Raw genomic sequence first — 11,253 nt, 5'->3', positions numbered from 1 at the left:
ACCTATTTTCATAATTCTGTCACATCAGCCTAAAAGCCCCGTAAATGCAGAGGCCGGCACCCAAGGGCGCCGGCCTCTTCACTCTCCGTTTACAAGCTGGGGAAAGCGAACTGCGAAGCCTCGTGGCTTGCACGCTGCGGCCAGCGCTGGGTAATGGCCTTGCGACGCGTATAGAAACGCACACCGTCCGGGCCATAGGCGTGCAGGTCGCCGAACAGCGAGCGCTTCCAGCCGCCAAAGCTGTGATAGGCAACCGGCACCGGCAATGGAACGTTGACGCCGACCATGCCGACTTCGATCTCATCGCAGAACAACCGCGCCGCCTCGCCATCGCGAGTGAAGATGCAGGTGCCGTTGCCATACTCGTGATCGTTGATCAACTGCATCGCCTCTTCCAGGCTATTGACCCGGACGATACACAGTACCGGCCCGAAGATCTCTTCCTTATAGATGCGCATCTCAGGGGTCACACGATCAAACAGGCAACCACCGAGGAAGAACCCTTCCTCATGCCCGGTCACACTCAATCCGCGACCATCGACAATCAGCGAAGCGCCAGCCGCCACACCGTCTTCTATATAGCCACTGACCTTGTCGCGATGCTGCCCTGTCACCAACGGCCCCATGTCCAGCCCACAGGATGTACCTGCGCCAATCTTCAACGACTTGATCTGCGGCACCAGCTTGGTCACCAGTGCATCCGCCACCTGGTCGCCGACACACACCGCCACCGAAATCGCCATGCAGCGCTCACCGCACGAACCATACGCCGCGCCCATCAGTGCGCTGACGGCATTGTCCAGGTCCGCATCCGGCATCAGCACCGCATGGTTCTTTGCCCCACCCAGCGCCTGGACGCGTTTGCCGCGCCGAGTGCCCTCGGCATAGATGTACTCGGCAATCGGCGTCGAGCCGACAAAACTCAGCGCCTTGACTTCCGGCGCTTCGATCAGTGCGTCCACCGCAGCCTTGTCGCCGTGCACCACGCTCAATACGCCCTTGGGCAAACCGGCTTCCAACAACAACTGGGCGATCAGCAGCGTCGAACTCGGGTCACGCTCGGACGGCTTGAGAATAAAGCAGTTACCGCAAACGATCGCCAGCGGATACATCCACAGCGGCACCATCGCCGGAAAGTTGAACGGAGTGATACCGGCCACCACACCCAAAGGCTGGAAGTCTGACCAGGCGTCGATGTTCGGTCCTACGTTACGGCTGTATTCGCCTTTCAGGATTTCTGGTGCTGCACAGGCGAACTCGACGTTTTCGATGCCACGCTTGAGTTCACCGGCCGCATCTTCCAAGGTCTTGCCGTGCTCTTGGCTGATCAACTGCGCGATGCGCGACTCGTTCTGCTCCAGCAATTGCTTGAAGCGAAACATCACCTGCGCGCGCTTGGCCGCCGGTGTATTGCGCCAGGTAGGGAAAGCCGCCTTGGCGGCGTCGATGGCCTGCTGGATGGTCGCACGATCAGCCAACGGCACTTTATGGATGGCCTGGCCAGTGGACGGGTTGAACACATCGGCGGTGCGAGCACTGTCGCTCAGCAGTTCGCCATTGATCAAATGCGGGATGAGGCTCATGGGGACTCCAGAATTATCCACAAGCGCCCGTGACCGGACGCCCGTTATGAAAGCTATATAGAAGGACGTATCAGTCGAGCTTGTTCAGCACTTCACCGACCGCGTCGAACAGGCGATCCAGATCCTGCGGCTTGCTGTTGAACGTCGGCCCGAACTGCAGGGTGTCGCCGCCAAACCGCACATAGAACCCAGCTTTCCACAACGCCATGCCGGCCTCGAATGGACGCACGATTGCATCGCCGTCGCGCCCGGCGATCTGGATCGCGCCGGCCAGGCCATAGTTGCGAATGTCGATGACGTTCTTCGCCCCCTTCAAGCCGTGCAATGCGTTCTCGAAATGCGGGGCGATCTCGGCCACGCCCTGTACCAGGTTTTCCTTCTGCAGCAGGTCCAGTGCCGCCAGGCCAGCCGCGCAGGCCACCGGGTGTGCCGAGTAGGTATAGCCGTGGGGAAATTCCACCGCGTACTCGGGCGTCGGCTGGTTCATGAAGGTCTGGTAGATCTCGGAGCTGGCAATTACCGCCCCCATGGGGATCGCGCCATTGGTGACTTGCTTGGCGATGCACATCAGGTCCGGGGTCACGCCAAAGCTGTCGGCACCGAACATCGAACCGGTGCGGCCGAAACCGGTGATCACTTCGTCGAACACCAGGAGAATGCTGTGCTGGTCGCAGATTTCCCGCAGGCGCTTGAGGTAACCCTCCGGCGGCACCAACACACCGGCCGACCCTGCCATCGGCTCGACGAACACCGCAGCGATGTTGGAAGCATCGTGCAGTTCGATCAGCTTCAACAGCTCATCGGCCAAGGCGATGCCACCCTCTTTCGGCATGCCACGGGAATAGGCATTGCTGGCCAGCAAGGTGTGAGGCAAGTGGTCGACATCCATCATGGCCTGGCCGAACAGTTTGCGGTTGCCGTTGACACCGCCGAGGCTGGTGCCGGCGATGTTCACGCCGTGATAGCCACGGGCACGACCAATCATCTTGGTCTTGGTCGCCTGGCCCTTGAGACGCCAGTAGGCGCGGACCATCTTCACCGCTGTATCGGCACACTCGGAGCCGGAATCGGTAAAAAACACATGATTGAGATTGCCCGGGGTCAGGCTGGTGATTTTTTCCGCCAACTGGAACGACAGCGGATGACCGTATTGAAACCCCGGCGAGTAATCGAGGGTGCCCAGCTGCTTGGCGACCGCCTCCTGGATTTCCTTGCGGGTGTGCCCGGCGCCGCATGTCCACAGGCCCGACAGCGAGTCGTATACCTTGCGCCCCTTGTCATCCACCAGCCAGCTGCCTTCGGCAGCGACGATCAGGCGCGGATCACGCTGGAAATTGCGATTGGCGGTGTAAGGCATCCAGTGGGCATCCAGCTTGAGCTGGCTGGCCAGGGAACCGGCAGCGTGTTCGGGCATGTTCATCGACAAAACCTCGCAGGTCATAAGCGATAGGGATCGAAAGCGTTCTTGCAGCTAAGTTGCCACGGCGATAAAGTCGATGAAATCCAACTTTTGTAACCTTCAGTCGGTGGATCACTAAACTATGAGCGTTCGTCGTCCCGATCCACTGGCCCAAGTCAGCGACTTTGATATTCGCCTGCTGCGCATTTTCCGCAGCGTGGTGGAGTGTGGTGGGTTTTCCGCCGCTGAGACCGTGCTTGGCATCGGCCGCTCGGCCATCAGCCAGCAGATGAGCGACCTTGAGCAACGCCTCGGCCTGCGTCTGTGCCAGCGTGGGCGCGCGGGCTTTTCCCTGACCGAGGAAGGTCGCGAGGTGTATCAATCGGCGTTGCAGCTATTGAGCGCACTGGAAAGCTTTCGCACCGAGGTCAACGGATTGCACCAGCATTTGCGCGGTGAATTGATCATCGGCCTGACCGACAACCTGGTCACCCTGCCCCACATGCGCATCACCCACGCCCTGGCTCAATTGAAAGAGCGCGGGCCCGACGTGCAGATCCAGATTCGCATGATCGCCCCCAACGAAGTCGAGCAAGGCGTGCTCGACGGACGCCTGCATGTCGGCGTAGTCCCCCAGGCCAGCGCCCTGTCCGGGCTGGAATACCAACCGCTTTATAGCGAACGTTCGCTGCTGTACTGCGCGGTCGGGCATCCACTGTTTTATGTCGATGACCAGCAACTCGAAGATGCTCGCCTCAATAGCCAGGACGCCATCGCCCCTACTTTCCGCCTGCCAGCCGAGATCCAGGCCCACTACCAGGTGCTCAATTGCACCGCGAGCGCATCGGACCGCGAAGGCATGGCATTCCTGATCCTCACCGGGCGCTACATCGGTTACCTGCCCGATCACTATGCCAGCCTCTGGGTCCAGCAAGGTCGGTTGCGCGCCTTGAAGCCCTGCGCACGTTTCTATGACCTGAGCCTGGCGTCGGTCACGCGCAAGGGGCGTCGGCCTCATCTGGTGCTGGAGAGTTTTCTCCAAAGCCTGGCGGCAACCCGCTAATCCTGTGGGAGCCATCAAGAGGCTTTTAGTGTAATGGCACTTGTCGGATTGATGCCGGTGCGCTATCAACGCATTTGCTTGCCCACAGACCCAGCCCGGAAACGCCCATGACCTTTGAAGTCCCTGCCCACGGTGGCAAGCCCACCAGCCGCATTCGTCAAAAGAACGAAGAGACGATCCTCAAGGCCGCCGAAGATGAATTCGCTCGTCACGGGTTCAAAGGCACCAGCATGAATGCCATCGCCCTCAAGGCCGGGCTGCCCAAGGCCAACCTGCATTACTACTTCACCAACAAGCTCGGGTTGTACGTGGCGGTGTTGAGCAACATCATCGAATTGTGGGACAGCACCTTCAATACCCTCACCGCCGAGGATGATCCGGCCGAAGCCTTGACCCGCTATATCCGCGCCAAGATGGAGTTCTCTCGTCGCCAACCCCAGGCGTCGCGACTGTTTGCCATGGAAGTGATCAGCGGTGGCGAATGCCTGACCGAGTATTTCAACCAGGATTATCGCGCCTGGTTCAATGGCCGGGCGGCCGTATTCCAGGCCTGGATCGATGCCGGCAAGATGGACCCGATCGACCCGGTGCACCTTATTTTCCTGTTGTGGGGCAGTACTCAGCATTACGCCGACTTCGCCACCCAGATCTGTCGCGTGACCGGGCGCAGCAAGTTGACCAAGCAAGACATGATCGAGGCTGGCGACAACCTGATCCGCATCATTCTCAAAGGCTGCGGCCTGACACCAGCCCTATAAGATCGCCATGCCCTTTACCCTTGCCGGCTTTTGCGAGTATCGCGAAGAAATTCGCAAAAGCCGCTTCATCACGTTCGCCGCGCCCATTACCAGCCCCGCCGACGCCCAGACCTTTATCGACCGGCATAGCGACCTGAATGCCTCGCACAATTGCTGGGCCTGGAAACTCGGCGATCAATACCGCAGTAACGACGATGGTGAGCCAGGTGGCACCGCCGGGCGGCCGATCCTGGCCGCGATCGAAGCACAAGCCTGCGACCAGGTCGCGGTGCTGGTGATCCGCTGGTACGGCGGGATTCAACTGGGCACGGGCGGGCTGGCCCGGGCTTATGGCGGGGGCGCGAACAAATGCCTGCAAAACGCCGAGAAAATCGAATTGATCAGTCGCGTGGCGCTGCGCTGTTCCTGCGGATTCGCCGAACTGGCCCTGGTGAAACTGCGCGTCGCCGAATGCGGCGGGCTGGTCAATGAAGAACGCTTTACGGCCAATGGCGTAGACCTTCAACTGGCTGTGAGCCAAGCGCAGATCGAAACATTGCAAACGCACCTGGCCGACCTGAGCCGTGGACGGATTCTGCTGGCACGTTGAGATCAGCGTGCGATCTTTCAGGGCGCCCCGCAAACGTTCAACTTGCCCACATCCACTGTGCACCCGACTGTGGATAACCTGAGCACATCCCTCTGTAACCCTTCTGTCATGCGGGTTTGAGCGGGTTGCTCATTTTTCAGCCAAAGTCCCGCCAAACCGCAAAATCCATCCACAAAACAAACGCTTGCGACGGTTTATCACCTTTAGAAGAAAGCCTTGCACTGCTTATGCCCGAGTTCCCGGCTTGCACACAATAACTGTGGAGCAACCTGTGGATAACCCGTTCATGGCTCCTGCCACCCCAAGAAGGGCATGGCTCGCAGCCGCTTGATCAATTTTTAACCACCCATTTCAGGGCAAACCGATGCCTGCGCAAAACTTGCGCGCTCCAAGCCGGTGCAAAATTTCCTACGGTGGGTGCCCAGACTACATCCAGAGAGCCTTGGCGATGCGGCTCGAGGCGATTTCCTGACCTGATGGCCAGGAAATTGCTTTATCCACAGGTATTCCTGTCCATCGGCCCGAGCCTGTCATGTCCAACCCCGATTCCATCGCGCGCCTGCAATTGCGCAACATCAGCAAACGCTACCCCGGTTGCCTGGCCAACGACGCCATCGACCTGAGCATCCAACCCGGCGAGATCCACGCCCTGCTCGGAGAAAACGGTGCAGGTAAAAGTACCCTGATGAAAATTATCTACGGCGTCACCCCCGCCGATTCAGGCGAGGTGATCTGGCAAGGCCAGCGCGTCAACCTGCGCAACCCGGCCCAGGCCCGCAGCCTGGGAATCGGCATGGTGTTCCAGCATTTCTCGCTGTTCGAAACCCTCACCGTTGCGCAAAACATTGCCTTGGCAATGGGCGCGGCAGCCGGTACGCCGGCGCAGCTGGAACCCCGGATCCGCGAGGTTTCCCGGCGCTACGGCATGGCGCTGGAGCCGCAGCGGCTGGTCCACAGCCTGTCGATTGGCGAGCGGCAACGGGTCGAGATCATTCGCTGCCTGATGCAGGACATTCGCCTGCTGATTCTCGACGAACCGACCTCGGTGCTCACGCCCGTTGAAGCCGAAGAACTGTTCGTGACCCTGCGCCGCCTGGCGAGCGAGGGCTGCAGCATCTTGTTTATCAGCCACAAGCTCGGGGAAGTGCGAGCGTTGTGCCACAGCGCCACAGTGCTGCGCGGCGGGCGGGTATCGGGGCATTGCACGCCGGCGCACTGCTCGGACCGGGAACTGGCGCAACTGATGGTCGGCGAAGCGGCCGGACTGATCACGGACTACCCCAAGGTCAGCGCAGACAAAGCCTTTCTGCAGATCAACAAACTGTCCTGGCACAACCCGGACCCGTTCGGCTGCTCGTTGCGGGATATTGACCTTGAGGTCTGCAGCGGCGAAATCGTCGGCATCGCCGGGGTGGCGGGCAATGGTCAGGACGAATGGCTGGCGTTGCTCAGCGGAGAAACGCAGCTTGCCCGCCGGCAAGGCGAAACAATCCGATTCGACGGGCAACCTGTCGCTCATCTGCGCCCCGACGCTCGTCGCCGGCTCGGGCTGGCATTTGTCCCCGCCGAGCGCCTGGGCCATGGCGCCGTGCCGCAATTGAGCCTGGCGGATAACGCCTTGCTCAGCGCTTTCCAACAGGGCTTGGTCAGCCACGGACTGATTCGACGCAGCAAGGTCGAACACTTGGCCGAAGAGATCATCCGTCGCTTTGGCGTGAAGACACCCGACACCAAAACCCCGGCGCGCAGCCTCTCGGGAGGCAACCTGCAGAAATTCATTCTCGGCCGGGAAATCCTCCAACAGCCGAAGCTGCTGGTGGCCGCTCACCCGACCTGGGGCGTGGACGTCGGCGCGGCGGCAACCATCCATCGCGCCCTGATTGCCCTGCGCGATGCAGGCGCGGCGATTCTGGTGATCTCCGAAGACCTCGACGAACTGTTCCAGATCAGCGACCGCCTCGGCGCCTTGTGCGGCGGGCGCCTATCGGCCTTGAGGCCCACGGTCGAGACCCGGCTCAGTGACGTTGGCGGCTGGATGGCCGGCCAATTCGACGCCCCTCAATCCCCGGCCCCCGCACCGGTTTAACGGAGTTCTACATGCTGCTTTCTCTCGAACCTCGCGGCCAGCAATCGCGCCTGATGCTCTGGTGTTCGCCGCTGCTGGCCGCCGTGTTGACCCTGATCTGTGGCTCGCTGCTGTTTATCGCCCTGGGGCACGACCCGTTGCAAACGTTGTACACCCTGTTGATCGCCCCGATCAGCGATCTGTACGGCGTGTCCGAGTGGCTGGTCAAGACCTTGCCGATCCTGCTGTGCGCCCTTGGCCTGGCAGTGGCCTATCAGGCGCGTATCTGGAACATCGGCGCTGAAGGCCAACTGCTGCTGGGCGCCCTGGCCGGCAGTGCCTTGGCGGTGAACATCATCGACATGCAAAGCCGCTGGGCACTGGTGCTGATCCTGCTGACCGGCACCCTGGCCGGTGCCGCCTGGGCCGGGCTCACGGCGTGGCTGCGCACGCGCTTCAATGCCAATGAGATCCTGACCAGCATCATGCTCAATTACATCGCCCTGAACCTGTTGCTGTTTTGCGTTCACGGGCCGTTGAAAGACCCCGCGGGTTTCAACTTCCCCGAGTCGGCGATGTTCGGCGAGGCCAGTCGCCTGCCGTTGCTGCTGGAGGATGGTCGGGTCCATGCCGGGCTGTATTTCGCCCTGCTGGCGCTGGTGGCGGTGTGGGTGTTGCTGCAGAAAAGCTTCGTTGGCTTTCAGATCAAGGTGCTGGGCCTCGATGCCCGCGCCGCCGGTTTCGCCGGTTTTCGCCAGAAACCGTTGGTGTGGCTGGCGTTGTTGATCAGCGGGGCACTGGCCGGGCTGGCCGGCGTCTGCGAAGTGACCGGGCCGATCGGCCAACTGGTGCCGCAGGTGTCGCCGGGCTACGGCTATGCGGCGATTACCGTGGCGTTCCTGGGTCGCCTCAATCCCATTGGCATTCTGTTTTCCAGCCTGTTGATGGCGTTGCTGTACATCGGCGGCGAGAGCGCGCAGATGTCGCTGAACCTTCCCCAGGCCATCACCCAACTGTTCCAGGGGATGATGCTGTTTTTCCTGTTGGCCTGCGACGTGCTGATCCTTTACCGGCCACGCCTGAACCTGCGCTGGGCCCGGCGCACCCGAACCACCGCCGTACAGGCAGGAGCGCTGTGATGGATATCGACCTGTTGAGCAATATTTTCTACGCCATGGTCCGCTGCGGTACGCCGTTGCTGCTGGTGGCCCTGGGTGAATTGGTCTGCGAAAAAAGCGGCGTCCTCAACCTGGGCCAGGAAGGCATGATGCTGTTCGGCGCAGTGATCGGTTTTATCGTCGCGTTCAACAGCGGCAACCTCTGGCTCGGCGTACTGCTGGCGATGGCCGCCGGGATGCTGTTGTCGGCATTGTTCGCGCTGGTGGCACTGGTATTCAACGCCAATCAGGTCGCCACTGGGCTGGCGTTGACGATTTTCGGCGTAGGCCTGTCGAGTTTTGTCGGGGCGGCCTGGGTCGGCAAACCGCTGGCGGGATTCGAGCCGCTGGCGATTCCTTACTTGAGTGACATACCACTGATCGGGCGGATGCTGTTTGCCCAGGACCTGCTGGTTTACCTGTCGTTCGCCTTGTTTGCCCTGGTGGCGTGGATGATTATGAAAAGCCGCGCCGGATTGATCATCCAGGCCGTCGGGGAAAACCCCGATGCCGCCAGCGCCATGGGCCTGCCGGTGTTGCGGGTGCGGACCCTGGCGGTATTGTTTGGCGGCGCCATGGCGGGGTTGGCCGGCGCCTATCTGTCGCTGGCCTACACGCCGATGTGGGCCGAGAACATGAGCGCCGGGCGCGGCTGGATCGCCCTGGCGCTGGTGGTGTTCGCCAGTTGGCGGGTGTGGCGCCTGCTGCTGGGCGCCTACCTGTTCGGCCTCGCTAGCATCCTGCACCTGGTGGCCCAGGGGCTGGGCCTGGCGATTCCATCGAGTCTGCTGGCGATGCTGCCGTATGCCGCGACCATTGTGGTGCTGGTGCTGCTGTCCCGGGATGCGGTGCGCACCCGGCTGTATGCGCCAGTGTCCCTGGGGCAACCTTGGCAGGCGGGGCATTGAGAACCCTGTGGCGAGGGAGCTTGCTCCCGCTCGACTGCGCTGGAGCTGTGTAGGAGCTGACGAGTGCAACGAGGCTGCGATCTTTCCAAAGCCACTTGAATCCCAAGCGAAAGATCAAAAGATCGCAGGCTTCGCCAGCTCCTACAGAGCCCAGCGGGAGCAAGCTCCCTCGCCACGGACGGGCAGTATCTGCATGACGCCCCACACCACCTCGAAAAACAGGAAAACCCACAACACCGCACTGGCCCCATGCAGCAGCGCATACAGCATCCAGGTTGCAAACAAAAACCGCCCCACCGCGTCATAACGCCCATACAGCGCCTGCGGATCCCGAATCCGCAGCACCGCCCACACGCAGACAATCGATCCCAGCAGATTCACCATCAGCACATGCGCCGGCGCAAACGGCGGCAGTTCTCCAGGCAGGTCAAATAGCTGAGTCATGCTCATCAACACACCATGCAGCGCGGCAAAGCTCCACGGCGTGACCAGCGCAGCCGACACGATCAGGTCGTACCAGGCGCTGCCAAGCACCACCCGGCGGTATTGCATCGAAGTCCACATACACCTTGCTCCAGATAATTGGGGAGCAAAGAGGCTAAAGCCTGGGGTATGCTCCAAGGTCAAGTCCTCTGGAGCTCCACAATGCGCATCGGTGAACTAGCCCAGGCCTGCGCCGTCAGTCGAGACACGCTGCGCTTCTACGAGCAGCGTGGCCTGATCGCGGCGACGCGCAGCGCCAATGGCTATCGCGACTACCCTGCCGACATGGTCCAACTGGTGCTCTATATCAAGACGGCCCAGCGCCTGGGCTTTACCCTGGGCGAGATCAGCGCCAGCGTCGCCGCCCTGTGGAACGCCCCCGACCCGGACTGCGCCGTGACGCAATTGCTGCAAGACAAACTGAACCTGATCGAAACCCGCATGACCGAACTCGACGCGTTGCGTCACGAGCTGAAACAACGGCTCGGGCAACGCTGTCCATTAAATCCGTGACCTTTTCCTATCAAGGATGCCCCTCATGAATTCGGCAAAAAACGCATTGATCATCGGCGCCTCCCGAGGCCTGGGCCTCGGTCTGGTGAAGACGCTGCTCAACGATGGCTGGAACGTGACCGCCACCGTGCGCAACCCACGGAACGCAGAGGCGTTGAAAGCACTGGGCCCGGTACGGATCGAAAAACTCGACATGGACGACCAGCAAGCGGTCATCGCCCTGAGCCAACAGCTCAAGGGCGAGACCTTCGACCTGCTGTTCGTCAATGCCGGCGTCAAGGGCCCGGACAACCAGAGCCCGGGCGGAGCGACGCTGGCCGAAGTCGGCCAGTTGTTCTTCACCAACGCCGTGGCCCCGATCAACCTGGCCCAACGCTTTGTCGGCCAGATCCGCGACGGCAGCGGCGTGCTGGCGTTCATGAGTTCGGTGCTGGGCAGCGTGACCATGCCCGACGCGCCGGAACTGGCGCTGTACAAGGCCAGCAAGGCGGCGCTCAACTCCATGACCAACAGCTTCGTCAGCCAACTGGGCGAGCAGTCACTGACCGTGCTGTCGCTGCACCCGGGCTGGGTCAAGACCGACATGGGCGGTGAAGGCGCGGACATCGACGTCGAGACCAGCACTCGCGGGCTGATCGATCAAGTGAATGCCTTCGCCGGCAAAGGCGGACATCACTTCGTCAACTACAGGGGTGAAACCATTCCCTGGTAAACACCGCCATTCCCTTGTGGGAG

At 61.2% G+C, this 11,253-nt stretch carries 11 protein-coding genes; 8 read left to right on the top strand and 3 right to left on the bottom strand.

The features are described from left to right. Positions 1 to 89: 89 nt before the first annotated feature. On the bottom strand, positions 90 to 1,583 hold the full coding sequence (locus tag AC09SL_RS18600; protein ID WP_058542944.1) for a CoA-acylating methylmalonate-semialdehyde dehydrogenase: 1,494 nt from the start codon (positions 1,581 to 1,583) through the stop codon (positions 90 to 92). A gap of 70 nt (positions 1,584 to 1,653) precedes the next feature. Continuing rightward, a complete protein-coding gene (aptA, locus tag AC09SL_RS18595; protein ID WP_058542945.1) occupies positions 1,654 to 3,003 on the bottom strand; it encodes an omega-aminotransferase AptA in 1,350 nt (449 codons plus the stop codon). Positions 3,004 to 3,124: 121 nt separating this feature from the next. On the opposite strand from aptA, the gene AC09SL_RS18590 reads away from it, so the two are divergent. The 6 genes from AC09SL_RS18590 to AC09SL_RS18565 all read left to right on the top strand — a co-directional run bounded on the left by AC09SL_RS18590 (position 3,125) and on the right by AC09SL_RS18565 (position 9,522). Next, a complete protein-coding gene (locus AC09SL_RS18590; RefSeq protein ID WP_058542943.1) occupies positions 3,125 to 4,045 on the top strand; it encodes a LysR family transcriptional regulator in 921 nt (306 codons plus the stop codon). Between the two features lie 107 nt (positions 4,046 to 4,152). Then, entirely contained in the window at positions 4,153 to 4,803 is a 651-nt protein-coding gene (locus AC09SL_RS18585; protein ID WP_058542942.1) for a TetR/AcrR family transcriptional regulator, read from the top strand. 7 nt (positions 4,804 to 4,810) lie between these two features. Continuing rightward, positions 4,811 to 5,392 (top strand): IMPACT family protein, encoded by a 582-nt coding sequence (locus AC09SL_RS18580; protein WP_064107022.1) that lies wholly within the window; start codon positions 4,811 to 4,813, stop codon positions 5,390 to 5,392. Positions 5,393 to 5,924: 532 nt separating this feature from the next. Next, positions 5,925 to 7,478, top strand: coding sequence for an ABC transporter ATP-binding protein (locus tag AC09SL_RS18575; protein ID WP_058545032.1), 1,554 nt, complete (start codon positions 5,925 to 5,927; stop codon positions 7,476 to 7,478). An 11-nt stretch (positions 7,479 to 7,489) separates the two neighbouring features. Beyond that, entirely contained in the window at positions 7,490 to 8,596 is a 1,107-nt protein-coding gene (locus tag AC09SL_RS18570; RefSeq protein ID WP_058545033.1) for an ABC transporter permease, read from the top strand. Further along, positions 8,596 to 9,522, top strand: a complete 927-nt coding sequence (locus AC09SL_RS18565) for an ABC transporter permease (protein WP_058545034.1) — start codon at positions 8,596 to 8,598, stop codon at positions 9,520 to 9,522. Before AC09SL_RS18570 ends, AC09SL_RS18565 begins: the two co-directional genes overlap by 1 nt. Positions 9,523 to 9,663: 141 nt before the next feature. Here AC09SL_RS18565 and AC09SL_RS18560 read toward each other — a convergent pair whose 3' ends face one another. After that, positions 9,664 to 10,086, bottom strand: coding sequence for a hypothetical protein (locus tag AC09SL_RS18560; protein ID WP_064107021.1), 423 nt, complete (start codon positions 10,084 to 10,086; stop codon positions 9,664 to 9,666). Between the two features lie 81 nt (positions 10,087 to 10,167). Between AC09SL_RS18560 and AC09SL_RS18555 the strand changes: the two genes are divergently transcribed. Both AC09SL_RS18555 and AC09SL_RS18550 read left to right on the top strand, forming a co-directional pair. Beyond that, positions 10,168 to 10,518, top strand: coding sequence for a MerR family transcriptional regulator (locus AC09SL_RS18555; RefSeq protein ID WP_058545036.1), 351 nt, complete (start codon positions 10,168 to 10,170; stop codon positions 10,516 to 10,518). A gap of 25 nt (positions 10,519 to 10,543) precedes the next feature. Next, positions 10,544 to 11,230, top strand: coding sequence for an SDR family oxidoreductase (locus AC09SL_RS18550; protein ID WP_058545037.1), 687 nt, complete (start codon positions 10,544 to 10,546; stop codon positions 11,228 to 11,230). Positions 11,231 to 11,253: the final 23 nt, after the last annotated feature.

This window comes from Pseudomonas sp. PF05 (genome assembly GCF_056521845.1).
Note: the sequence above shows the minus strand (reverse complement) of the source record. Positions and strands in the feature narration are given on the sequence as shown.